This window comes from Burkholderia sp. SR8 (genome assembly GCF_052851275.1).
The window spans coordinates 102,131-126,880 of sequence record NZ_JAULUC010000012.1; the positions used below are offsets into that span (position 1 = coordinate 102,131).

The following is a 24,750-nucleotide window of genomic DNA, read 5'->3' on the forward strand; positions in this document are numbered from 1 at the left end:
GGAACGCCAAAAAGGCCTTCCACTCTAGAACGGACGCCCGAGTCCGCGGGTTGCAAAGTGTTGCGCCTTTGTAACAAAGTAAAGTGTTTGAAATGTTGTGCGCCGTATCGGGATTAACCCTAGATAATCGGCTCCGGGTTCGATTCCAGGTTTTTACGAACCCCTGTCAACGGGTCTTCGTTTCAAACGTTCTATGCCTGTCGCGTCGCCGACGCTCCTTGAGCAGCGCGGGTTTCGACGCTCCCGGCAGGTGATTCGTCCGATGATAGGACGACTGCATCCGGCCCGGACCGCCGGCAGGTTGCCGACCCATACCTGGTTTTTAGCCGATTTTTTAGGAGTTACGCATGCGAATCGCCCAAATCGCTCCGTTGCACGAAGCGGTTCCCCCGAAGCTTTACGGTGGTACCGAGCGAGTGGTGTCCTATCTGACCGAAGCACTCGTCGAGATGGGGCATGACGTCACGCTCTTCGCGAGCGGCGATTCGCAAACGTCGGCGAAGCTCGAAGCGTGCTGGCCGCAGGCGCTGCGCCTCGACCCGACGATCCGCGACGTGATGGCGCCGCACATGCTGCTCCTCGAACAGGTGCGCCGTCGCGCGGAAGAGTTCGACGTGCTGCACTGCCACATCGACTACTACCCGTTCTCGCTGTTCTCGCGCCAGCCGGTCCCGCATCTGACGACGATGCACGGCCGTCTCGACCTGCCGGAACTGCAGCCGATCTTCAACGCATTCAGCGACGTGCCGGTCGTGTCGATCTCCGACAACCAGCGCATCCCGCTGCCGCAGGCGAACTGGCTGTCGACCGTGTATCACGGCCTGCCGGAAAACCTGCTGACGCCGATTCCGAACGTGAAGCCGAGCTACCTCGCGTTCCTCGGCCGCATCTCGCCGGAAAAGCGTGTCGATACCGCGATCCGCATCGCCGAGCAGGCCGGCCTGCCGATCAAGATCGCCGCGAAGCTCGACAAGGCCGACCGCGCTTACTACGAAGAGAAGATCAAGCCGCTGTTCGCGCTGCCGCACGTCGAGTACATCGGCGAAATCAGCGAGTCGGAAAAGACCGAATTCCTCGGCAACGCGCATGCGCTGCTGTTCCCGATCGACTGGCCGGAGCCGTTCGGCCTGGTGATGATCGAGGCGATGGCCTGCGGCACGCCGGTGATCGCGTTCAAGCGCGGCTCGGTGCCGGAAGTGATCGAGAACGGCGTGTCGGGCTTCGTCGTCGAAGACGAACTGTCGGCCGTCGCGGCGCTCAAGCGCCTCGATACGCTGCCGCGCGAGAAGGTGCGCGCCGCGTTCGAAGCCCGCTTCTCGTCGAAGGTGATGGCGCAGAACTACGTGAAGGGCTACGAGGAACTGCTGCGCCAGAAGCGCCGCACCGTGCTGCGCGAAGTCAACGCAGGCTGATGCCGGGCCGCCGGCCGCACTGCGGCCGCGGCTGTCAGCGACGCCCCGTCCGGGTTCCCGGCGGGGCGTTGTCACATCTGCTGCGCCGATCTGTTGTATTCTCGCCGCGCCCGGCGCCGGAAGCGATCCGGCACGCGATCCTGCCGTCTGTCCAGACGGTAATGTCCCTATAATGGCCGTGCCGTGAAATCCGGCCCCGCACGATCATCGAGAGGAGAGCAGTCTTGGCGAGAACGAAAACCACGCGCGCAGCGCCGGCCCCCGGCGCCGGCGTGATCTTCGCGTTGCGCGCGATCGGTCTCGTGCTGTTCGCGCGCTGGCTGTTCTCGATGTCCCAGATGGGCTATCGCGCGTCGCTGTCGGCGATGGTGTCGTCGCCGTGGGCGTTCGTCTATCTCGTCCTGATCTTCCTGCTGCTCGCACTGCCGGGCGCCGCCGCGCGCGCCGAGCGGCCGTTCCATCCGCTGCCGCAGTGGCTGCGCCAGGCACTGCGCGTATTCGCGCTGATCGGTTTCCTGTTCGCCGTATGGTCGATCGGCGCGTTCGCGTGGGCAGCCGGCTGGCGCCGTGCGCTGCACGCGGTGACGGCGACCAACGGCTGGCTCGTCGCCGCGCCGGCGCTGTATGCGGCGATCGTGTGGATGTGCCGCCCGCGGCCGCTGTGGCGCACCAACGTGGCCGCACGCCGGTTCGCGGTCGGCCGTTACGCGATTTCGCTCGATACGCTGACGCGCACCGCGATCGTATGGATGGAAAGCCGCAAGGTGGGCCAGTACGACGCGCGCGAACTGTCGGTGCGCTGGCCGGGCCGGGTCGCGCCCGCCGCCGGCGAGCAGGCCGGGCAGCCGGCCGCCGCCGCGCCGCTGCGGCGCGGCAGCCTGTTCCGGCGGCCCAAGGTGGAGCTGTTGTGGGATTCGCCGGCGGCCGTCGGCCACAACCGGCAGATCGTGATGCGCGCGCCGGTCGCGACCGAGGGCGACCGCGTCGCGGTGCTCGCGCTCGACGCGGCGCTCAAGCAGATCGTCTGACAAGGCCTGCGCGGCGCGCGGGCGACAAGGAGGCGCAATGATCGTCCGTTGGTTGCTCGCAGCTGTTCATCTGATGGCGTTCGGCGTCGCGTTCGCGGCGATCGCGGGGCGCAACCGCGCGCTGCGCCGGGTCATCGCGTCGGCGCAGGCCGCCGACCTGCCGGGCGTGTTCAAGGCCGATGCGGTGTGGGGCGTGTCCGCGCTGGTGCTGATCGCGACGGGGCTCATGCGTGCGTTCGGCGGCTTCGAGAAAGGCTCGGCGTATTACCTTCACGAGCCGCTCTTTCACCTGAAGATGACCGCACTGGTGCTGATCCTGCTGCTCGAGATCGTGCCGATGCTCGGGCTGATCCGCTGGCGCATCGCCGCGCGCAAGCGGCAGATGCCCGACCTGGGCCGTGCGCGAACCTACGTGCGGATCGGCCACTGGCAGGCGTTGCTCGTGATGGTGATCGTGTTCGCCGCGTCGGGGATGGCGCGGGGGATCGGGCTGGCCGGGTAGGTGCGGCCGGCTAGGTTCGGCCGGCCTGGTACTGATTCGTCGGCACCCGGCGCATCGTCTGCCGGCCGGGCGGACTCGCCGCCCGGTGCGTGCCGCGCTCAGCGCACGAGGCACGGACGCTTGTTGTTGAACGTCCATCCCGGAATCAGATACTGCATCGCTGCCGCATCGTCGCGCGCGCCGAGCCCGTGCTGCTTGTACAGCTCGTGTGCCACCGCGACCGCATCCATGTCGATGTCGATGCCGAGACCCGGCCGCTTCGGCACTTCCACGAGCCCGTTCTCGATCTTCAGCGGCTCGCGCGTCAGGCGTTCGCCGTCCTGCCAGATCCAGTGCGTGTCGATCGCGGTGACCTGGCCGGGCGCCGCGGCGGCGACGTGCGTGAACATCGCGAGCGACACGTCGAAGTGGTTGTTCGAATGCGAGCCCCACGTGAGGCCCCAGTCGCGGCACATCTGCGCGACGCGCACCGAGCCCTGCATCGTCCAGAAGTGCGGGTCGGCAAGCGGAATGTCGACGGCCTGCAACTGCACCGCGTGGCCCATCTGGCGCCAGTCGGTCGCGATCATGTTGGTCGCGGTCGGCAGCCCGGTCGAGCGGCGGAATTCGGCCATCACCTCGCGGCCCGAGTAGCCGTTTTCCGCACCGCACGGATCTTCCGCATACGCGAGCACGTGGTGCAGGTCGCGGCACAGCCGCACGGCCTCGTCGAGCGACCACGCGCCGTTCGGATCGAGCGTCACGCGGGCGTCCGGGAAGCGCTCGGCCAGCGCGGTCACTGCCTCGACCTCGCGCGCGCCTTCGAACACGCCGCCCTTCAGCTTGAAATCGTTGAACCCGTAGCGCGCATGCGCGGCTTCGGCGAGTCGCACGACCTGCTCGGGCGTCAGTGCGGCTTCGTCGCGCACGCGCGTCCAGTCGTCGGTCGCGCCGCGGCCGTCGCGATACGGCAGCGCGGTCTTCGTGCGGTCGCCGACGAAGAACAGGTAGCCGAGCATCTCGACGCGCTCGCGCTGCTGTCCTTCGCCGAGCAGGGCCGCGACGGGCACGCCGAGATGCTGGCCGAGCAGGTCGAGCAGCGCGGCTTCGAGCGCGGTGACCGCGTGGATCGTCGTGCGCAGGTCGAACGTCTGCAGTCCGCGGCCGCTCGCGTCGCGGTCGGCGAACGTGCGCCGTACGTCGTTGAGCACCGCATGGTAGTTGCCGACCGGCTGGCCGACGACGAGCGCGCGCGCGTCGTCGAGCGTGCGGCGGATGCTCTCGCCGCCCGGCACTTCGCCGACGCCGGTCCGGCCCGCGCTGTCCTTCAGGATCACGAGGTTGCGGGTGAAGAACGGGCCGTGCGCGCCGCTCAGGTTGAGCAGCATGCTGTCGTGGCCGGCGACCGGAATGGCTTGCAGGTCGACGATGCGCGGCGTGTCATGGGAAGGCGAGGCAGTGACGGCGTTCATGGCGGCGATGGCGAAAGAGTGAGCGATGCCGTGCGGCAAAAGCTTTGCCGCGCGCGGCGGGAGGTGCGATCATTCGACAACCGACGTGCGCGGCGCGCAAGCCCCGCATGTCGACAGCAACCCGAAAGGGTGGGGCGACCAGCTCGATGCCGGTGCCGCGGCGAACCGGAGCAAGCGCACAGGCGCGCTTCGGCGGACCGCGAAACCGGGCGCCGGCAGGCGTGCTGAAGTACGACCGCCGGTCGATCGCGACTACGGAACCCGGCTCGCGCAGCGCGCTTGCCGCGGTCAACAGGAGATCCGTGCCGAGATCATCAGTCGTCGGATGACTTGTGACGCAGTATAATGAATCATCGGCGTTCGCTCAAACCCCGCGTAAACCCTCGGCTCACATTACGATCATTCAACAAGGAACCGGCCTCATGTCCGTGCCCACGCTTCCCGCAGCGCCGCGCCGTCGCGCACGCAGCCTCGCACAAGATGTCGTCGACGCGCTGACCGCGCAGATCGAAAACGGCACGCTGCGTCCCGGCGACAAGCTGCCGACCGAAACCGAAGTCATGGCGGCGCAGGGCGTCAGCCGCACGGTCGTGCGCGAAGCGATCTCGCGGATGCAGGCGAGCGGCCTCATCGAGACGCGCCATGGCATCGGCAGCTTCGTGCTCGAGCCGTCGCGCCGCCAGACGCTCGGCATCGATCCCGCGACGATCATGACGCTGCGCGACGTGCTCGCGGTGCTCGAATTGCGGATCAGCCTCGAAAGCGAATGCGCGAGCCTCGCCGCGCAGCGCGCGAACGACAGCGACCTGGCCGCGTTGCGGCGCGCGCTCGATGCGATCGCATCGGGGGCGGGCGGCGGCCGCGACACCGCGCAACTCGACTTCCAGTTCCACCTGCAGATCGCGCAGTCCACCGGCAACCGCTATTTCGTCGACATCATGACGCAGCTCGGCGCGTCGATCATCCCGCGCACGCGCGTGAATTCGGCGCGCTTCGCCGGCGACGATCTCGAGCGCTACGTCGGTCGGCTCAACCACGAGCACGAGGACATCTACGAGGCGATCGCGCGTCACGACCCGGAGGCCGCGCGCGCCGCGATGCGCACGCACCTGACCAACAGCCGCGAGCGGCTGCGCCGCGCGCACGAGGCGGCCGAAGCGGAACGCGATACGCAGGCCGGCTGACGGAGCGTGTAGCCGTCGTCACGGCCCGCGTACCGTCGCGGGCCGTGACAAGCGCCGCCTGAACGTCGGACATCGTATGAGGTCGCGCCGACTACGCTGCTCGATCCACGGCCGGGCGGTTGTTTCTGCGCGTCGCACCCGGCCGTTCCCGCATCGCGGGGCGAGAGGGCGTGGGGCAGCGTTCCCGCTGCCGCCTCACGCGGGCCGGCCCGGCTGCCCGGGCCGCCGATTCCTTCCCGGATCAACCGCCCTTCGTCACGATCGTCTTCCACGCGCCGTTCTTCACCTGGTACAGCGTGGACATCCCGCTCTTCAGCGAGCCGTCGTTCGCGAACGAGATGCGGCCGGTGACGCCTTCGAAGTCGATCTTCTTCAGCGCCGGGCGATAGACCTTCGGATCGGTCGAGTTGGCCGCCTGCATCGCCTTGATCGCGGCCCACGCGGCGTCGTAGCCGAACTGCGCGTACGACAGCACGTCGACGCCGAAGCGCTTCTTGAAGCGCTGCTCGAAGTCCTTGCCTTGCGGCAGCTCGTCGAGCGGACGCCCGTATTCCCACGCCATCGCGCCTTCCGCGGCCGGGCCGGCGATCTTGATGAACTCGTTGTCCTTCACGCCGCCGCCGCCGACGAACTGCGCGTTCAGCCCGAGCTGGCGCATCTGCTTGATGAAGTTCGCGGCGAGCGAATCGAGCCCGCCGAAGAAGATCAGGTCGGGATTCTTGCCCTTCAGGCTCGTGATCTGCGCGCGGAAGTCGACCGCCTGGTTGCTGGTGAACTCGCGGCCGATGATGTTGCCGCCGGCCGCCTTCACCGCCTTCTCGAACTCGTCCGCCTCGCCCTGGCCGAACGCGGTGCGGTCGTCGATGATCGCGATGCGCTTCGCCTTGGTCACGTCGACCGCGTACTTGCCCGCGTTGCCCGCGTTCTGGCCGTCGGTCGCGATCACCATGAACATGTTCGCGAGCCCGCGCGACGTGAGCGTCGGGTTGGTGGCGGCCGGGTCGATCACCGGGATGCCGGCCTTGTCGTAGACCACCGACGCCGGAATCGTCGTGCCCGAGTTGAAGTGGCCGACCACCACCGACACGTTCTGGTCGACGAGCGCCTGCGCGGCCTGCACGCCGATCCGCGGGTCGGCCTGGTCGTCCTGCACGATGAGGTTGAAGTGCGCGGGCTTGCCGGCGATCTGCACCTTCTGCGCGGTCGCATCGTCGAGCGCGAGCTGCACGCCGTTCTGCAGGTCCTTGCCGTAGCCGGCGTTCACGCCGGTGAGCGGCGCGGCGAAGCCGACCTTCACGTCGGTCGCGTCGGCGGCCTGCGCGGCGTGTTGCGAGAGGAGGGCTACCGCGGATACGACCGATACCGACAACAGGGAATGACGGAATTTCATGTTCGTTCCTCTTGTTCTACACCAGCGGGTGGGTACCGCACGCAGCCGGCAGGCCGGGCACGTGCGACGGGCGGGCGGTTCGACCGCTTCTCGGAATCGGGCGGGGAGCTTGGCATGCTGATGATTCCCGGAACAATCTCCCGTCAGGCTCGGCGAGGAGCCCCGATCGCCTCGATATATAGGTCGCCGATATGCACGGGTCTTGGCAATTTGCCGCGCATTCGATGCGGATTTGCGCATAGCTTCCGCGCGAGCACGGGCGGCCGGTATCGGGAGTTTCCCGTCACGAGCGGACGGGAGGCAGGGCGGGGCGCGCGGCGCGGCCCCGCGGGAGGCCGCGCCGCATGCGCCATCGTCAGTCGGACAGCGCGTCCGACGCGGTTTCGGCGGCGTCGTGCGACGCGCTCGTGCGGATCGCCGGGTCGCTGGTGCTCGGGCGGCCGGTCTCGACGTGGCCCGCGAAGCGGCGCAGGAAGCCGAGCAGGCGGCCGTCGCTGACGGTCAGGTCGTACCAGCCGTGGCTGCCGCGCAGATCCCAGTAGTCGTCGACGTGCGCGCCCGGCGCGAGCTCGAACGTGCGCGCGCCGCCGTCGCCGTACGCGTTCGTCACCTTGAGCCGCACGGCCTTGTGGCCGCGGTTCATCAGGCGCAGCGTGATGTTGCCGTTCGCGACGTCGTAGCCGTAGATCACCTCGGGATTCGCGTTCGCGCTGCCGACGCCGGTCGCGACCGGGCCGCGGAAGTGGCAGTAGAAGCCGTTCGGGCCGTACACGTCGAGGTCGTACAGGCCGAGCGACGCGGCGGCGCTCCACGTGTCGGCGATCCGCTTGCCGGCTTCGACCGTGTACGCCCACGGGCCGTCGACGCGGTTGCGCGACTGCACCTGGAACGCCGCGCCCGCGCGGCCCGTGTTCGCGAAGGTCAGCCGGAACCGGCCGCTCGCGGCTTCGACGCGGCCGTGCACGAACAGCTCGTACGGCAGCGCGCGCGCCGGACGCAGCCCGGCCTCCTGTTTCGGCAGTTGCTGCGCGACCGGCGGCACCGGGATGTAGTCGGGGTGGCGCAGGCGGTCGGGCGGCGCGTAGCCGCTCGTGTCGGGCAGCGTCGGCCATGCGGCGTCGGCGGTCGCGAAGTCGAACGCCGACGTCAGGTCGCCGCATACCGCGCGGCGCCACGGCGACACGTTGGCGGCCGTCACCGGATACTGCGCGCCGAAGCGCGCTTCGATGAATTGCAGCAGCGACGTGTGATCGAAGGTCTGCGAGCAGACCCAGCCGCCCTTGGTCCACGGCGACACGACGAGCATCGGCACGCGCGGCCCGAGCCCGTACGGGCCGGCCATGTGCGATGCGTCGCCGGTGAATACCTCGTTGGTCGTCGCGACCGTCGACAGGCCGTTGTCGCGCGACTGCGGCGCGAACGGCGGCGGCACGTGGTCGAAGAAGCCGTCGTTCTCGTCGTAGGTGATGAAGAGCGCGGTCTTGCTCCACACGTCCGGGTTCGACACGAGCACCTTCAGCACCTGCTCGATGTACCACGCGCCGTAGTTGGCCGGCCAGTTCGGATGTTCCGAATACGCTTCCGGCGCGCAGATCCACGACACTTGCGGCAGCGTGCCGTTCTTCACGTCCTGCTGCAGTACGTCGAACAGCGTGCCGCCGGCGCTGATGTTGGTGCCGGTGCGCGCCTTGTCGTACAGCGGCGTACCGGGCAGCGCGGTGCGGTACTGGTTGAAGTAAAGCAGCGAGTTGTCGCCGTAGTTGCCGATGTACGGGTTCTGCGTCCAGCCCCACGAGCCGTTCGCGTCGAGGCCAGTGCCGACGTCCTGGTAGATCTTCCACGACACGCCGGCCTGCTCGAGCACTTCCGGATAGGTCGTCCAGCCGTAGCCCTTTTCCTCGTTGCCGAGCACCGGGCCGCCGCCCGTGCCGTCGTTGCCGACGTAGCCGGTCCACATGTAGTAGCGGTTCGGGTCGGTCGAGCTCGGGATCGCGCAGTGATACGCGTCGCAGATCGTGAATGCGTCCGCGAGCTGGTAGTGGAACGGGATGTCGTCGCGCGTCAGGTACGCCATCGTCGTGGTGCCCTTGTTCGGCACCCACTGGTCGTAGCGGCCCTTGTTCCACGCGGCGTGCATGTCCTGCCAGCCGTGCGGCAGGTCCTGCAGGAACTGCATGCCGAGCTTGTCGGCGCCCGGGTGGAACGGCAGCAGCTCGGCCGGCCCGACCGGCTGGTGGAACACCGACTTGCCGTTCGCGAGGCGCAGCGGGCGCGGGTCGCCGAAACCGCGGACACCGCGCATCGTGCCGAAGTAGTGGTCGAACGAGCGGTTCTCCTGCATCAGGATCACGATGTGTTCGATATCGCGGATCGTGCCGGTACGGCGGTTCGCGGGAATGGCGAGCGCATCGCGGATCACGGGCGGGAACAGGTTCAGCGCGGCGGCGCCGGCAGTGCCGGCGGCAACGCGCAGGAAGTCACGACGGTTCGATCGGGTCATGGTCGTTATCGTGCGTAAAGGGGAGCCGGTTGGCGGGACATGCGGACAAAGGCGGACGCGCCCGGGTCGCAGGATGCGGCTGCGCCGGTCGCGCCGCCGCGAGCATAGCGGGGATTCGGTGTCATTCCTGTGAAGTCCGGAAACGTTTGCACGCGCGGATCGGATTGCACTCGGCCGGCGGTGCGTTGATGCGGGACTTGGGGGCTGGGGGACTGCGGGGATGAGGCGAGAGGCGAGAGGCGAGAGGCGAGAGGCGAGAGGCGAGAGGCGAGAGGCGAGGCGGGCGGCGCATCGCACGCCGGAGGAGCGGAGAACGGCGGAGAACGGCGGGGAGCAGCGGGGAGCAGCGGGGAGCAGCGGGGAGCGGCGACGAGGTTGGCGATGCGTACGCGTCAGGCGTCGGTCACCCACGCGCCGAACCATTCGCTCGGCCGCGCGATTTCGTCCTGCGCGGCGACGAGCTCGAGCTCGTAGCGGCGCGCATCGTAGGTCGCCTTCACGACAGCGTGCACGGCCGCGAGGGTGTGCTCGAACGCCGCGCGCACGGAGTCGCCGCGCAGCCGCCGCGCGACGAAGATCGCGCTGGTGAGATCGCCGACCCCGACCGGGTGGCGCGGAAACGCATACAGCGGGCGCTGGCCGATCCATGCCTCGGTTTCGGTGACGGCGAGCATGTTGAAGCGGTCGGCCGGGCTGTTGCGGTCGTGCAGGTGCTTGACGAGGATGATCTGCGGGCCGCGGCGGATCAGCGCGCGGCACGCGTCGACGGCTTCGGCGACCGACTCGATGCGCCGCCCGGCGAGCTTCTGCAGCTCGGTGTGGTTCGGCGACATGCCGTCGGCGAGCGCCGGCATTTCCTGCACGATGAATTCCTCGACGCCGGGCTCGGGCCGGATGCCGCCCGTCTGGCCCATCGCCGGATCGCAGAAGTACCACGCGTTCGGGTTCATCGCCTTCACCGCGCGCACGATCTCGACGGTCGCGCGCGCCTGCGCCGGCGAGCCGACGAAGCCGGACAGCACCGCATCGCAGCGCTTGAGCGCGCCGATCGCGGCGACGCCGTCGACGAGCTGCTCCATCTTCGCGGCATCGATCGCGCTGCCGGCCCAGTGGCCGTACTGCATGTGGTTCGACAGCTGGACAGTGTTGAGCGGCCAGACGTTGACGCCGAGGCGCTGCATCGGGAACACGGCCGCGCTGTTGCCGGCGTGGCCGTAGATGACGTGCGACTGAATGCTGAGGACGTTTTTCATGGATATGCGCCTGCAGGCGTTTCAGGGTCACGTCACACGATACCCGAGATCGTCGCGCGCGCGGAAGTCGTGCGGCGGGCGACTGTTGCGCGCCGTCGTCAGCCCGACCGCGTAGAATCGCGGGGCGCGAGGCCGCCGGATGCCTGCATGCCGGCGGCCCGCATGCGTTTCCCCCTTACCGTGAGCGCCATGCCTTCGATTTGCAAGATGTTGTCCCTTGCCCGCGCCGCCGTGCTCGGCGCGGGCGTCGCCGCGGCCTGCGCGACGCCGGCCGCGGCCGCAGTCGCGGCGCCCGCCGGCAACGACGGGCCCGCGTACGGCCCGCGCCTGGAAGGTTTCGCGTATCCGGAGCCGGAGCACCGCTACGCGTTCGTGTCGCAGCGCGAAACCCTCGAGATGGTCTACATGGACGTGCAGCCGGCGCACCCGAACGGCCGCACGGTCGTGCTGCTGCACGGGAAGAACTTCTGCGCGGCGACCTGGGAGGACACGATCGGCGTGCTGAGCCATGCCGGCTATCGCGTGATCGCGCCGGACCAGATCGGCTTCTGCAAGTCGTCGAAGCCCGAGCGCTACCAGTACAGCTTTCAGCAACTGGCGCGCAACACGCACGCGCTGCTCGAGTCGATCGGCGTGAAGTCGGCGACGTTCGTCGGCCATTCGACGGGCGGGATGCTCGCGATGCGCTATGCGCTGATGTATCCGAAGGCGACCGACCAGCTCGTGCTGGTGAATCCGATCGGCCTCGAGGACTGGAAGGCGCTCGGCGTGCCGCCGCTGTCCGTCGACTACTGGTACGCGCGCGAGCTGAAGACCAATGCCGAAGGCATCCGCCGCTACGAGCAGGCGACCTACTACGCGGGCAAGTGGGCGCCGTCGTACGAACGCTGGGTGCAGATGCTCGCCGGCATGTATCGCGGCCCGGGCCGCGACGCGGTCGCATGGAATTCCGCGCTGCTGTACGACATGATCCTCACGCAGCCGGTGGTGTACGAGCTCGGCGCGATCCGCGTGCCGACGCTGCTCCTGATCGGCGACAAGGACACGACCGCGATCGGCAAGGACGTCGCGCCGCCCGACGTGCACGCGAAGCTCGGCCGTTACCCGGAACTGGCGAAGCGCACGCAGGCGGCGATTCCCGGCGCGCAGCTCGTCGAATTCCCCGCGCTCGGGCATGCGCCGCAGATCCAGGATCCGGACGCGTTCCACAAGGCACTGCTCGACGGAATGGGCGCCGCGCACGCGCAGTAGCGCAGCGGCGAACGTGCCGGCGCGGGCACGCGCGTGCGCTCAGCGGGTTTCGTTCGCGAGTTCGTCGCGGATCTGCGCGGCGAGCTCGAACGAGCGCACGCGCGCCGCGTGATCGTAGATCTGCGCGGTGATGATCAGCTCGTCCGCGCCCGTCTGTGCGATCCGCTCGCGCAGCTTGTCGCGCACGGTATCGCGCGAGCCGACGGCCGCGAACGACAGTGCATGCGCGACGTTCGCGAGTTCGAACTCGCTCGCCTCCAGCACGTCGACGGGCGGCGGCAGCTTGCCCGGCGTGCCGCGGCGCAGGTTGATGAACTGCTGCTGCAGCGACGTGAACAGACGCCGCGCGTCGTCGTCCGTATCGGCCGCGAACACGTTCACGCCGACCATCGCATGCGGCTTCGGCCACGCGGCCGACGGCCGGTATTGCGCGCGGTAGATCTCCAGCGCGCGCATCAGGTAGTCGGGCGCGAAGTGCGACGCGAACGCGAACGGCAGCCCGAGCATCGCGGCCAGCTGCGCGCTGAAGAGGCTCGAACCGAGCAGCCACACGGGCACGTCGAGCCCCGCGCCGGGCACCGCGCGCACGCGCTGGCCGGGCACCGGTTCCGCGAAATAGCGCTGCAGCTCGGCGACGTCGTCCGGGAACGAATCGGCGCTGCCGATCAGGTCGCGGCGCAGTGCGCGCGACGTGGTCTGGTCGGTGCCGGGCGCGCGGCCGAGCCCGAGATCGATGCGCCCCGGATACAGCGACGCGAGCGTGCCGAACTGCTCGGCGATCACGAGCGGCGCGTGATTCGGCAGCATGATTCCGCCCGAGCCGACGCGGATCGTCTTCGTCGCGCCCGCGACATGGCCGATCACGACCGCGGTGGCGGCGCTCGCGATACCCGGCATGTTGTGATGCTCGGCGAGCCAGTAGCGCCGGTAGCCGAGCCGTTCCGCATGTTGCGCGAGGTCGACGGTGTTGCGGAACGCCTGTGCAGCGTCGGCGCCGGCGGGAATGGGGGCGAGGTCGAGTACGGAAAACGGAATCATCGGGTGGCCTTCGAAGGGGAGGGGGCGCGGTGATGCGCATGCGCAACAGATGCCGACGATTTTGCCAAAGGGTTCCGGAACGCGCTGGCGGCGCGCGGATACCCATGCGCCTTTCAGGGGTGCAAGGCAGCGCATTGCGATCGTTGCAAAAATCGATCCAATCGCCGAATAATTACCGATCTTTACGGCGATTGGGCGTGTCTTCGCATCGACGTACAAATTTGCACGAAACGTTTGATTTTCAAGACTGCAATACGCCTGCAAAGCGCTTACGCTAACGTGAACGCGGTTGCACCAGAATGGTTCACCGGCCCCGCAGCTTTGCCGAAATCGCACCAGTGCGTTTCACCAGGCGCCGAGCGCGGGTGCACGCGGACTGCTAAAATCCGCGCTTGCCCTGTTGTGCCGATGGTCGCCATTCGAATCTTCCCGCATCCCGTCCGGGCCGCGCGCGAGGATGTGCCACGCGAAGCCGGGCATGGCCGCTTTTTCGCGAAACGGGCCGTGCCTCCCTACACAGACGCTGCTGGAACAAGGAGTCGGGTCGTGCCCGCGTTCGTTGCTGTCGGAATTTCCCATCACGTTCAACCCGATTCGATCGATCGGCGTGGCGCCCGGGTCGCCGGGGGGCGTCGCGCATGATGCCGACCGTCACGCTGCTCGACTGGCTGCTGACCGCGTTCACGCTGGCCGCGGCCGGCTATGCGCTCGTCGCGGCGTTCGCACCGCGCCCGCACACGCCGCGCACCGCCGCGCGCGACGGCTTCGAGCCCGTCAGCGTGCTCAAGCCGCTGTGCGGCGCGGAGCCGCACCTGTACGAGAACCTGGCGACGTTCTGCGAGCAGCGCCACCCGCGCCACGAAGTGCTGTTCGGGGTCGCGTCGGCGTCGGATCCGGCGATCGCCGTCGTCGAGCGGCTGCGCGCCGACTATCCGGAGTGCGACATCACGCTCGTGGTCGATGCGCGCGTGCACGGCAAGAACCTGAAGGTCAGCAACCTGATCAATCTCGCCGAACGCGCGAAGTACGGCCGCATCGTGATCGCGGACAGTGACATCGCGGTGAAGCCCGACTATCTGGAGCGCGTGACGGCGCCGCTCGCCGACGCGTCGGTCGGCGTCGTCACGTGCCTGTATCATGCGCGCAGCGTCGGCGGCTTCTGGACGCGGATCGGCGCGCAGTTCGTCGACGCGTGGTTCGCGCCGTCGGTGCGGATCGCGCATCTCGGCCGCTCGAGCCGCTTCGGCTTCGGCGCGACGCTCGCGCTCACGCGCGACACGCTCGACCGGATCGGCGGCTTGCCCGCGCTGAAGGACGAACTCGCCGACGATTTCTGGCTGGCCGAATTGCCGCGCCGCCGCGGGCGCCGCACCGTGCTGTCCGAGGTCGAGGTCGCGACCGACGTGATCGAGCCGTCGTTCGGGCCGCTCTGGCACCGCGAGACGCGCTGGCTGCGCACGATCCGTTCGCTGAACCCGGCTGGCTTCGCGTTCCTGTTCATCACGTTTACCGCGCCGTGGCTCGCGATCGGCGCGGCGCTCGCGCTGCGGCTGGACGGCACGGTCGCCGGCACGCTCGCGGCCGGCGCGGCCATCGCGGGCACGTTCGGGCGGCTCGTGCTGCACGCGCGCGGCGAGGACGGCTGGCGCGCGTTCTGGCGCGACCTGCCGCTCGTCGCGGTGCGCGATACGCTGCTTGCGCTCGAATGGCTCGCGGCCGCGTTCGGCACGCACGTCGTGTGGCGCGGCGCACGGATGACGGTCGTCGGCGGCGAGCGCGCGGCGGCGGTGGCGGAAGGCGCGGACGGCCGCTAGCGTACCGGCGTACGCGCCACGGGGAACCGGCATGCGCCCGTTCCCGGACGAATCCGGCCTGCGGGCCGAGACGCGCCGCGCGGCACGGCCGCGCGACGCGACATGACAGAGAGGCGGGCGCCGGCACGGCGGCCCGCGGTTGATTGACTGAATCGTTGAAACGAATCGAACTATGCAGGCTACCGGAGCATTCATGAAAACGCTGTTCTTGCAGGCCCCTTCGTATGACGGCTTCGACGGCGGAGCCGGCTCGCGCTATCAGGCGAAGCGCGAAATCCGTTCCTTCTGGTACCCGACGTGGCTTGCCCAGCCGGCCGCGCTCGTGCCGGGCAGCCGCGTCGTCGACGCGCCGGCCGACGGGCTGTCGGTCGAGGAAACGCTGAAGATCGCCAACGACTACGACCTCGTGATCATCCACACGAGCACGCCGTCGTTCCCGACCGACGCGATGTTCGCGCAGGACCTGAAGAAGATGAAGCCGTCGATGCTGGTCGGCATGGTCGGCGCGAAGGTGATGGTCGATCCGCACAACTCGCTGACGGCAAGCGACGCAATCGACTTCGTGTGCCGCGAGGAATTCGACTACACCTGCAAGGAACTCGCCGAAGGCAAGCCGTTCGCGGAGATCAAGGGCTTGAGCTGGCGCGCGAAGGACGGCTCGATCGAGCACAACGAAGCGCGTCCGATTCTCGAGAACATGGACGAACTGCCGTTCGTCGCGCCCGTCTACAAGCGCGACCTGAAGATCGACAACTACTTCATCGGCTACCTGAACTATCCGTACGTATCGATCTACACGGGCCGCGGCTGCAAGTCGCGCTGCACGTTCTGCCTGTGGCCGCAGACGGTCAGTGGCCATCGCTACCGCACGCGCTCGGTCGAGAACGTGCTCGCGGAAGCGAAGTGGATCCGCGACAACATGCCGGAAGTGAAGGAACTGATGTTCGACGACGACACCTTCACCGACGACCTGCCGCGCGCCGAAGCGATCGCCGTCGGTCTGGGCAAGCTCGGCATGACGTGGTCGTGCAACGCGAAGGCGAACGTGCCGTACAAGTCGCTGAAGATCATGAAGGAAAACGGCCTGCGCCTGCTGCTGGTCGGCTTCGAGTCCGGCGACGACCAGATCCTCGTGAACATCAAGAAGGGCGTGCGCACCGATTTCGCGCGCCGCTTCAGCGCGGACTGCAAGAAGCTCGGGATCAAGATCCACGGCACGTTCATCCTCGGGCTGCCGGGCGAGACGCAGGACACCATCAAGAAGACGATCGAGTACGCGAAGGAAATCAATCCGCACACGATCCAGGTGTCGCTCGCCGCGCCGTATCCGGGCACGACGCTGTACAAGCAGGCCGTCGAGAACGGCTGGATGGAAGAGAACAAGACCATCAACCTGGTCAGCAAGGAAGGCGTGCAGCTCGCGGCGATCGGCTATCCGCACCTGTCGCGCGACGAGATCTATCACCATCTCGAGCAGTTCTATCGGCAGTTCTACTTCCGTCCGTCGAAGATCTGGGAGATCGTCCGCGAGATGCTGACGAGCTGGGACATGATGAAGCGCCGGCTGCGCGAAGGCGTCGAGTTCTTCCGCTTCCTGCGCGCGCACGAGGCCTGATTCGTGACGACGCAGCGGGCGGCGCGGGCGCTGATCTTCACCGCGGACGACTTCGGGCTGCATCCGCGCGTCAACGCGGCGGTCGAGCGCGCGCATCGCGACGGCGTGCTGAACGCCGCGAGCCTGATGGTCGGCGCGCCCGCGGCGCAGGATGCGATCGAACGCGCGCGGCGGCTGCCGTCGCTCGCCGTCGGCCTGCATCTGGTGCTCGCGGACGGCCCCGCCACGCTGCCTGCCCGTGACATTCCCGCGCTCGTCGGCCCCGACGGGCGCTTCGGCGACGCGATGGCGAAGGACGGCTGCCGTTTCTTCTTCCTGCCGCACGTGCGTGCGCAGCTGCGCCGCGAGATCCGCGCGCAGTTCGACGCGTTCGCGGCGAGCGGCCTGCCGCTCGACCACGTGAACGCGCACAAGCATTTCCATCTGCATCCGACCGTGCTGTCGCTGATCATCGAGATCGGCCGCGACTACGGTTTGCGTGCGGTGCGGCTGCCTTACGAAACGAGCGCGCCCGCGCTGCTCAAGCCGTGGATCGCGCTGGTGCGCGCGCGGCTCGACCGCGCGGGGCTCGCGCACAACGACTACGTGGTCGGAATCGAGCATACGGGCGCGATGGACGAAGCCGTGCTGCTCGACGCGCTCGCCGCGCTGCCGGCCGGCGTCGGCGAAATCTACTGTCATCCGGCCGAGGCCGGCGACGGCCCGATCACGCCGACGATGGCCGGTTACCGTCCGGTCGACGAGCTGGACGCACTGCTGTCGCCGCGCGTCGCGGCCGCGCTGCAGGCGGCCGGTGTCGCGACCGGCGGGTTTGCGGATGTGTTCGGCCAGCGTGCGGCGCCGCGCGGCGTGCGAGCGTCGCGCGAAGCGGGGGCGCAGCCGTCATGACGAAGTGGATCAAATGGCTCGGCTGGCCGATCGGCATCGGGATCCTGCTCGCGCTGGGGCTGCACGAAGGCATCGGCGACGTGACGCAGATGCTCGAGCGCGCCGGCTTCGCATTGCTGTGGCTCGTGCCGTTCCACGCGCTGCCGCTGTTGCTCGATGCGTATGCGTGGCATCAGCTGCTCGACCGGCGCGCGTCGCTGCCGTTCCTGTGGTGGATCGCGACCGTGCGCGAGGCCGTGAACCGGCTGCTGCCGGTGGTCGGCATCGGCGGCGAGCTGGTCGGGATCCGGCTGGCGCGCTGGCAGGTGCCCGACGCGAGCCGCGTGACCGCGTCGGTGATCGTCGAGGTGCTGGTGACGATCGTCGTCCAGTACGCGTTCGCGGCGCTCGGCCTCGTGCTGCTGCTCGCGACCACGCACGACATGGGCGGCGGCACGATCGGGCTGGCGCTGCTGCTGACGCTGCCGTTGCCGGTGCTCGGCGTCGTGCTGATGCGGCGCGGCGGAATCTTCCATGCGATCGAGCGGTTCGCCGGGCGTCTGCTCGGCGATTCGCACCGGTTGCTGCAGGGCGTCGACGGCCGGCGGCTCGATGCCGACATCGACGCGCTGATGTCGCGCACGGCGCTGCTGTTCAGCGCGTTCTTCTGGCAGCTGGCCGGCTACGTGCTCGGCGCGCTCGAAATCTACTGGGCGCTCGCGCTGCTCGGCCATCCGGTGTCGATCGGCGGCGCGATCGCGATCGAGGCGATGACGCAGGCCGTGCGGCATGCGGCGTTCATGGTGCCTGGCGGCCTCGGCGTGCAGGAGGCGACCGTCGTGCTGCTCGCGCAGATGTTCGGTGTCGATCGCGACACCGCGCTGTCGCTTGCGCTGGTCAAGCGCGGCCGCGAGGTGCTGTTCGGGTGCCTCGCGCTCGGTTCGTGGCAGCTTGCCGAACTCGTGCGCACGCGGCGCCGCATCAGCGGGGCGCCGGCCGGGGTTCCGGCCGAATCGCGCGCACGTCACCCGGCGAGCCGCGACGCCGAGCGGCAGACCGAAACCACGCATTGAACGCGACACGGGCCGTGCGGTCCGTCTCGCGCTTTTGGCGCAGCGCGGGTATCCTTGCCGCGTGTTTTCTCGACGCGCATTTCTTCCGATGATTTTTCGTTTCCGGCTGCTTCCCGTGACGATGCTGGCCGCCGCGCTGGCGCTGACCGGCTGCGACGACCAGCAAGGCCATCTCGACGTGCAACGCATCAAGGACTTCTTCACTGCGATCAAGCCGGCGCCGCTGCTGCTCAAGGGGCTGAAGGCCGGCGTCTCGACCGAGGCCGACGTGCGCGACACGATGGGCAAGCCCGAGACCGAGCGCACTTTCACCGACGGCTCCAAACGCCTCGAATATCCGCGCGGGCCGATGGGCAACCAGACGTGGTTCGTCGATCTCGACGCGAACGGGCTCTACCTGGGCGCGACGCAGGTGCTGACCGCCGAGAACTTCGCGAAGGTGCGCCCGGGGATGAACGAGGACGAGGTGCGGCGCCTGCTCGGCAAGCCGGGCGACATCGCGCAGTACCCGCTGAAGCCCGAGACGGTATGGAGCTGGCGCTGGCTCGAGGACGGCGTGAACACCGACGCGTTCTTCAACGTCCATTTCGGCCCGGACGGGCTTGTCTATACGACTTCGCGCTCCGACATCCTCAAAGGGCGGTAAACCGGCCGCCGGCGCTATATCGAAAAAGCGACCGGAAAATTGCAAAAAACCCGCTTCCCCGCGTGTCATCGGACTGTCAGGGAGCGGGTTTTTTCCTTTTGAAACAGCAGCGTAGCCCATGCGCACAAATGGTGGGAAGAATTGCTGCGATGCAGCAATGCCGCGTACGGTGATTTGAGGCAATCAATTTCGCTTGCGACTATCCGCGTCAGCCCGGCGCCGGACAGGTATGCGCGCCGGTGTTCATATCAACACTGGAGACGCGCGTGTTCCTTTACGGCTTTGGTCCCGTCCTGTGGGCCGGCACCGTGCAGACCATCGAGCTGTCGGTGCTGTCGCTCGCCACTGCGGTGGCGTTGGGACTGATCGGCGCGGTGGCGAAGCTGTCGCACAACCGGGTGTTGCGAGCGATCGCGACCGGTTATACGACGCTGATCCGCTCGGTGCCCGATCTCGTCCTGATGCTGCTGTTGTTCTACAGCATCCAGATCTGGCTGAACCAGTTCACCGACCTCGTCGGCTGGGACCAGATCGACATCGACCCGTTCGTCGCCGGCGTGCTGACGCTCGGCTTCATCTACGGCGCGTATTTCACCGAGACGTTTCGCGGCGCGTTCCTGTCGGTGCCGCGCGGCCAGCTCGAGGCCGGCGCCGCATACGGGATGAGCGGGATGCGCGTGTTCGTGCGGATCATGTTTCCGCAGATGATGCGTTTCGCGCTGCCGGGCATCGGCAACAACTGGCAGGTGCTCGTGAAGGCGACCGCGCTGGTGTCGATCATCGGCCTCGCGGACGTCGTGAAGGCCGCGCAGGACGCCGGCAAGAGCACGTTCAACATGTTCTTCTTCATCCTCGTCGCGGCGCTGATCTACCTTGCGATCACGACCGTTTCCAACCTCGTGCTGATCCAGCTCGAGAAGCGTTATTCCATGGGCGTGCGGCACGCAGAACTATGATCGAGATCCTCCAGGAATTCGGCAAGGCGTTCCTTTACTGGGACGGCCAGCGCCTCTCCGGCCTTGCTGTGACGCTGTGGCTGCTTGTTGCGTCGATTTCGCTCGGCTTCGTGTGTGCGGTGCCGCTCGCGGTCGCGCGCGTGTCGAAGAACAAATGGCTGTCGATGCCGGTGCGGTTCTACACATACGTGTTCCGCGGCACGCCGCTCTACGTGCAGCTGCTGCTGATGTACACCGGCATGTATAGCCTCGAGTTCGTGCGGTCGCACTCGCTGCTCGACGCGTTCTTCCGCAGCGGCTTCAACTGCGCGATTCTCGCGTTTGCGCTGAACACCTGCGCGTACACGACCGAGATCTTCGCGGGCGCGATTCGCGCGATTCCGCACGGCGAGGTCGAGGCCGCGCGCGCATACGGGATGTCGCCGTTCACGATGTACCGCCGCGTGATCCTGCCGTCGGCGCTGCGCCGCGCGCTGCCGCTGTACAGCAACGAGGTGATCCTGATGCTGCACGCGACCACCGTCGCGTTCACGGCGACCGTGCCCGACATCCTGAAGGTCGCGCGCGACGCCAATTCCGCGACCTACATGGCGTTCCAGTCGTTCGGAATCGCCGCGCTGATCTATCTTGCGGTATCGTTCGCACTCGTCGCGGCATTTCGCCGGGCGGAGCGCCACTGGCTCGCGTATCTCGCGGCCGGCCGTCATTGATTTCACTTCGAGGAGAGCCAGTTGGCCGAGATCACTCAAACGAGCGCGTCCGCTTCCGTCAAGCTTGCCGCGGTCGACATTCACAAGCGCTATGGCGATAACGAGGTGCTCAAGGGCGTGTCGCTGAACGCGAAGGCCGGCGACGTCATCAGCATCATCGGCGCCAGCGGGTCGGGCAAGAGCACGTTCCTGCGCTGCATCAATTTTCTCGAGCGGCCGAATGCGGGGCAGATCGTCGTCGACGGCGAGGCCGTGCGCACGAAGACCGACCGCGCCGGTGCGCTCGAGGTTGCCGATCACAAGCAGTTGCAGCGCATCCGCACGAAGCTTGCGATGGTGTTCCAGCACTTCAATCTGTGGGCGCACATGAACGTGCTCGAGAACGTGATGGAAGCGCCGGTGCACGTGCTCGGCATTTCGAAGAAGGAAGCCGAGGAGCGTGCGCGCGAGTACCTGGAGAAGGTCGGCTTGCCGCCGCGCGTCGAGAAGCAGTATCCGTCGCATCTGTCGGGCGGCCAGCAGCAGCGGGTTGCGATTGCGCGCGCGCTCGCGATGCATCCGGACGTGATGCTGTTCGACGAGCCGACTTCGGCGCTCGATCCGGAGCTCGTCGGCGAAGTGCTGAAGGTGATGCAGAAGCTGGCCGAGGAAGGCCGCACGATGATCGTCGTCACGCACGAGATGGGTTTTGCGCGCAACGTGTCGAACCACGTGATGTTCCTGCATCAGGGGCGGACCGAGGAAGAGGGCGACCCGAAGGAGGTGCTCGTGCGTCCGCAGAGCGAGCGTCTGAAGCAGTTCCTGTCGGGCAGTCTCAAGTAACGCGAAGGGCGGGTTTCATACGTGGTACCGGTGTCTCGTCCCGCAGGCGCCACCCGCACGACGCAGGTGGCGATCGTTGCATTGCCGCCCGTGTCGATGTCGGGTGTGGGTCCGATCGTCGATGCGTTGCATCTCGCGAACGAGATCGACGGGCGTTTGCTGTATCGCTGGCAGGTGTGTTCGTGGGACGGGCGGCCGGTGCCGCTCGCCGGCGGCGCGCAGTGGCATGCCGATGCGGCGTTCAACGATGCGATCGCGTGTGACTGGCTGATCGTCGTGTCGGAGCGGTTTCAGCAGTTTGCCGACTACCGGTTGTTTCTCGCGAGTCTCGCGCGGGTCGGGCAGCGCACGCCGGTCGTGACCGGGATTCACCACGGCGTGTGGTGGCTCGCGATGGCCGGGCAGCTTTCCGGGTATCGCGTGAGCGTGAACTGGGAGACGTATCAGCAGTTCGCCGAGCAGTTCGAGCGGTCGATCGTCACGCAGCAGATCTTCGAGATCGATCGCGATCGGGCGACCTGTGCGGGCGGGCAAGCCACCGTCGATTTCATGCTGGCCATGATCGGCCGCGAACATGGGGCCGATCTCGCGGAGCGGATTGCCGATGCGCTCGGGGCCGGCACGCTGCGCAGCGGCGAGGAGCGGCAGCGGATTCCGTTTGTGACCGCGCCGGGCGAGCGGCATCCTCGGCTCAATGACGCGTTGCTTTTGATGGAAGCCAATGTCGAGGATCCTTTGACTACCGATGAGATCGCCGGGCTCGTTGGCGTTTCACGCCGGCAGTTGGAGCGGCTCTTTCGGCAGTATCTCGGGGCCATGCCGTCCAAGTATTACCTCAATCTTCGGTTGCTCAAGGCTCGCACTCAGTTGCAGCGGACCAGCAAGTCGGTCGTTCAAGTCTCTCTCGCTTGCGGGTTCTCTTCTGCTGCGCATTTCTCCAATGCTTACCGCGAAAGGTTCGGGGTGACGCCTCGGGAAGATCGGCGGGCTTGGCTCGAGAAGCAGACTGGCGGCGGCAGTGAGCCTCGCGGGGGCGCGCTTGTCGAGCGCGGGAAGGATTGAGTTTTTTGCGGGGCGCTTCGTTTTTCGTGAAGCACCTGTTATCGCGTCGGTCTATTAGCGTCGCCCCTGCGCGGGGCAGCGGTCACTTTTCTTTGTCTTGCCAAAGAAAAGTAACCAAAAGAAAGGCGCTCAGATAACGCATGACCTCCCGGTGCCATGGCCACCGGAGTGGCCACCGCCTAAGTGTCCGCGCCAGGAAAGAACCCGGAGTGGTTCGAGCAATGGGTCTGACACCACGCACCACCCAACAGAGCGGTATACCTCCCGCTCGCTCCGTCCTCGCTTCGCTCGGCCGACGGGTCCGCCCATCCCATTTTCAACGCTATCGCTATTGGTTTCCGCAATCGCGACGGATGGCGCATGCATGCAGTAAATCGACACCGTCGTGCTGCATAGCGGCGCCTCGCTAATTTGGGGAACTGATCAGTACGGCGCTTTTATTGCGTGCGGGCGCATGCATTGCGACTGAGGTACCTTGCAGCCGAGCGAAGCGAGGATGGAGCTCGCCGGCGGTATACCGCTCCGCGGGGTGTTGAGAGGTGTCGGACCCATTGCTCGAACCACTCCGGGTTCTGACCTGGCGCGGACACTTAGGCGGTGGCCACTCCGGTGGCCATGGCACCGGGAGGTCATGCGTTATCCGGGCGCCTTTCTTTTGGTTACTTTTCTTTGGCAAGACAAAGAAAAGTGACCGCTGCCCCGCGGAGGGGCGACGCTAATAGACCGACACGATCGCAGGTGCTTCACGAAAACGCAGGCGCACCACCACCCAAACGCCCAAAAAAACCGAACGGCCCGACAAAAGAGAACCTCCGCCGGGAAGGCAAAATAAAGCTCCCTATCCGCTTCCGATAGAACCCGTCGCAAATCCGCAAGACGCTTGCGTCACCCTTACCTAAACTTGATCCTGTTGAACCCTCTTACGAAACCGAAAGGAACGACCATGACGACCTCGACCGTGACCCGCCAGACATTCGACGAAGTGATGGTGCCGGTATTTTCCCCCGCACCGTTCGTGCCGGACCGTGCAGAGGGCTCCCGCGTGTGGGACACGGCCGGCCGCGAGTACGTCGACTTCGCGTGCGGCATCGCGGTGACGTCGCTCGGCCACGGCCACCCGGAACTGCTGAAGGTGCTGTACGAACAAGGCCGCAAGCTCTGGCACATCGGCAACGGCTACACGAACGAGCCGGTGCTGCGCCTCGCGAAGCGCCTCGAATCGCTGACCTTCGCCGACCGCGCATTCTTCGCGAACTCGGGCGCGGAAGCGAACGAAGCCGCACTGAAGCTCGCCCGCCGCGTCGCATTCGACCGCCACGGCGCCGACAAATACGAAATCGTGTCGTTCGTCCAGTCGTTCCACGGCCGCACGTTCTTCACGGTCAGCGTCGGCGGCCAGCCGAAATACTCGGAAGGCTTCGGCCCGGTGCCGGAAGGCATCAAGCACCTGCCGTTCAACGACATCGAAGCCGCGAAGGCCGCGATCGGCCCGAAAACCTGCGCGGTGATCGTCGAGCCGGTGCAGGGCGAAGGCGGCGTGATCCCGGCCGATCCGGCATTCCTGAAGGCACTGCGCGAAGCGTGCGACGCGAACGACGCACTGCTGATCTTCGACGAAGTGCAAACGGGCGTCGGCCGCACCGGCCAGTTCTACGCGTACATGGACACGGGCGTCACGCCGGACATCCTGACGACCGCCAAGGCACTCGGCAACGGCTTCCCGATCGGCGCGATGCTGACGACGAACGAACTGGCCGCGCACTTCAAGGTCGGCGTGCACGGCACGACGTACGGCGGCAACCCGCTCGCATCGGCGATCGCGGACAAGGTCGTCGAACTGATCGCCGACCCGGCACTCCTCGAAGGCGTGCGCGAACGCAGCGTGCGGCTGAAGGGCGCGCTGGAACGCATCAACGCACGCTTCGGCATCTTCAAGGACATCCGCGGCAAGGGCCTGCTGGTCGGCGCGGAACTCACCGCCGCATTCGACGGCCGCGCGAAGGACTTCGTCACCGCCGCCGCCGAAAACGGCCTGATCATGCTGATCGCCGGCCCGAACGTGCTGCGCTTCGTCCCGTCGCTGGTGATCCCGTTCGACCTGCTCGACGAAGGCGTGAAGCGCTTCGAGAAGGCAGTCGAGCAAGTGCTCGCGGCCCAGGAAGCCACCGCGCGCTGA

At 67.4% G+C, this 24,750-nt stretch carries 20 protein-coding genes; 15 read left to right on the forward strand and 5 right to left on the reverse strand.

Features of this window, described 5'->3' with window-relative positions; all coding sequences use genetic code 11:
* Positions 1-347: 347 nt before the first annotated feature.
* The 3 genes from Q3A80_RS17380 (at position 348) to Q3A80_RS17390 (ending at position 2,942) form a co-directional block, all read left to right on the forward strand.
* The gene (locus Q3A80_RS17380; RefSeq protein WP_044844742.1) at positions 348-1,412 is read left to right on the forward strand and encodes a glycosyltransferase family 4 protein; all 1,065 of its coding nucleotides are present in this window, start codon (positions 348-350) and stop codon (positions 1,410-1,412) included.
* Between the two features lie 224 nt (positions 1,413-1,636).
* Positions 1,637-2,440, forward strand: a complete 804-nt coding sequence (locus Q3A80_RS17385) for a hypothetical protein (RefSeq protein ID WP_446330157.1) — start codon at positions 1,637-1,639, stop codon at positions 2,438-2,440.
* 37 nt (positions 2,441-2,477) lie between these two features.
* Positions 2,478-2,942, forward strand: coding sequence for a DUF2214 family protein (locus Q3A80_RS17390; RefSeq protein ID WP_446330158.1), 465 nt, complete (start codon positions 2,478-2,480; stop codon positions 2,940-2,942).
* Positions 2,943-3,040: 98 nt separating this feature from the next.
* Here Q3A80_RS17390 and gudD read toward each other — a convergent pair whose 3' ends face one another.
* Positions 3,041-4,393 carry a glucarate dehydratase gene (gudD, locus tag Q3A80_RS17395; RefSeq protein ID WP_446330159.1) on the reverse strand — a complete coding sequence of 451 codons (1,353 nt, stop codon included), beginning with the start codon at positions 4,391-4,393 and terminating at the stop codon, positions 3,041-3,043.
* A 422-nt stretch (positions 4,394-4,815) separates the two neighbouring features.
* Here gudD and Q3A80_RS17400 point away from each other — a divergent pair, with 422 nt between their 5' ends.
* Positions 4,816-5,577 (forward strand): FadR/GntR family transcriptional regulator, encoded by a 762-nt coding sequence (locus Q3A80_RS17400; protein ID WP_446330160.1) that lies wholly within the window; start codon positions 4,816-4,818, stop codon positions 5,575-5,577.
* A 241-nt stretch (positions 5,578-5,818) separates the two neighbouring features.
* Here the strand turns inward: Q3A80_RS17400 and Q3A80_RS17405 are convergent, their stop codons facing one another.
* From Q3A80_RS17405 to pdxY, 3 genes are all read right to left on the reverse strand, one after another.
* Positions 5,819-6,967 (reverse strand): branched-chain amino acid ABC transporter substrate-binding protein, encoded by a 1,149-nt coding sequence (locus tag Q3A80_RS17405; protein ID WP_446330161.1) that lies wholly within the window; start codon positions 6,965-6,967, stop codon positions 5,819-5,821.
* Between the two features lie 355 nt (positions 6,968-7,322).
* Complete coding sequence (locus tag Q3A80_RS17410) at positions 7,323-9,467, reverse strand: phosphocholine-specific phospholipase C (protein ID WP_446330162.1); 2,145 nt, start codon at positions 9,465-9,467, stop codon at positions 7,323-7,325.
* Positions 9,468-9,859: 392 nt separating this feature from the next.
* Positions 9,860-10,720 carry a pyridoxal kinase PdxY gene (gene pdxY, locus Q3A80_RS17415; RefSeq protein WP_446330163.1) on the reverse strand — a complete coding sequence of 287 codons (861 nt, stop codon included), beginning with the start codon at positions 10,718-10,720 and terminating at the stop codon, positions 9,860-9,862.
* A 189-nt stretch (positions 10,721-10,909) separates the two neighbouring features.
* On the opposite strand from pdxY, the gene Q3A80_RS17420 reads away from it, so the two are divergent.
* Positions 10,910-11,971, forward strand: coding sequence for an alpha/beta fold hydrolase (locus tag Q3A80_RS17420; protein WP_446330164.1), 1,062 nt, complete (start codon positions 10,910-10,912; stop codon positions 11,969-11,971).
* 39 nt (positions 11,972-12,010) lie between these two features.
* Here Q3A80_RS17420 and Q3A80_RS17425 read toward each other — a convergent pair whose 3' ends face one another.
* Complete coding sequence (locus Q3A80_RS17425; protein WP_446330165.1) at positions 12,011-13,009, reverse strand: LLM class flavin-dependent oxidoreductase; 999 nt, start codon at positions 13,007-13,009, stop codon at positions 12,011-12,013.
* 638 nt (positions 13,010-13,647) lie between these two features.
* Here Q3A80_RS17425 and hpnI point away from each other — a divergent pair.
* The 10 genes from hpnI to Q3A80_RS17475 all read left to right on the forward strand — a co-directional run bounded on the left by hpnI (position 13,648) and on the right by Q3A80_RS17475 (position 24,750).
* Positions 13,648-14,823: a bacteriohopanetetrol glucosamine biosynthesis glycosyltransferase HpnI gene (gene hpnI / locus Q3A80_RS17430; RefSeq protein WP_446330166.1), complete on the forward strand. Its 1,176-nt coding sequence runs from the start codon at positions 13,648-13,650 to the stop codon at positions 14,821-14,823.
* Between the two features lie 172 nt (positions 14,824-14,995).
* Positions 14,996-16,438, forward strand: coding sequence for a hopanoid biosynthesis associated radical SAM protein HpnJ (hpnJ, locus tag Q3A80_RS17435; protein ID WP_446330167.1), 1,443 nt, complete (start codon positions 14,996-14,998; stop codon positions 16,436-16,438).
* A 3-nt stretch (positions 16,439-16,441) separates the two neighbouring features.
* Entirely contained in the window at positions 16,442-17,326 is an 885-nt protein-coding gene (hpnK, locus tag Q3A80_RS17440) for a hopanoid biosynthesis-associated protein HpnK (RefSeq protein WP_446330168.1), read from the forward strand.
* A complete protein-coding gene (locus Q3A80_RS17445) occupies positions 17,323-18,378 on the forward strand; it encodes an HpnL family protein (RefSeq protein ID WP_446330169.1) in 1,056 nt (351 codons plus the stop codon). Before hpnK ends, Q3A80_RS17445 begins: the two co-directional genes overlap by 4 nt.
* A gap of 88 nt (positions 18,379-18,466) precedes the next feature.
* A complete protein-coding gene (locus Q3A80_RS17450) occupies positions 18,467-19,024 on the forward strand; it encodes a hypothetical protein (RefSeq protein ID WP_446330170.1) in 558 nt (185 codons plus the stop codon).
* A 266-nt stretch (positions 19,025-19,290) separates the two neighbouring features.
* A complete protein-coding gene (locus tag Q3A80_RS17455) occupies positions 19,291-19,980 on the forward strand; it encodes an ABC transporter permease (protein WP_009690868.1) in 690 nt (229 codons plus the stop codon).
* The gene (locus tag Q3A80_RS17460; protein ID WP_446330171.1) at positions 19,977-20,690 is read left to right on the forward strand and encodes an ABC transporter permease; all 714 of its coding nucleotides are present in this window, start codon (positions 19,977-19,979) and stop codon (positions 20,688-20,690) included. The genes Q3A80_RS17455 and Q3A80_RS17460 overlap by 4 nt, the downstream gene beginning before the upstream one ends.
* Positions 20,691-20,711: 21 nt before the next feature.
* On the forward strand, positions 20,712-21,512 hold the full coding sequence (locus Q3A80_RS17465; protein ID WP_006488736.1) for an ABC transporter ATP-binding protein: 801 nt from the start codon (positions 20,712-20,714) through the stop codon (positions 21,510-21,512).
* Positions 21,513-21,533: 21 nt separating this feature from the next.
* Complete coding sequence (locus tag Q3A80_RS17470; RefSeq protein ID WP_446330172.1) at positions 21,534-22,574, forward strand: GlxA family transcriptional regulator; 1,041 nt, start codon at positions 21,534-21,536, stop codon at positions 22,572-22,574.
* A gap of 943 nt (positions 22,575-23,517) precedes the next feature.
* Complete coding sequence (locus Q3A80_RS17475; RefSeq protein WP_446330173.1) at positions 23,518-24,750, forward strand: aspartate aminotransferase family protein; 1,233 nt, start codon at positions 23,518-23,520, stop codon at positions 24,748-24,750.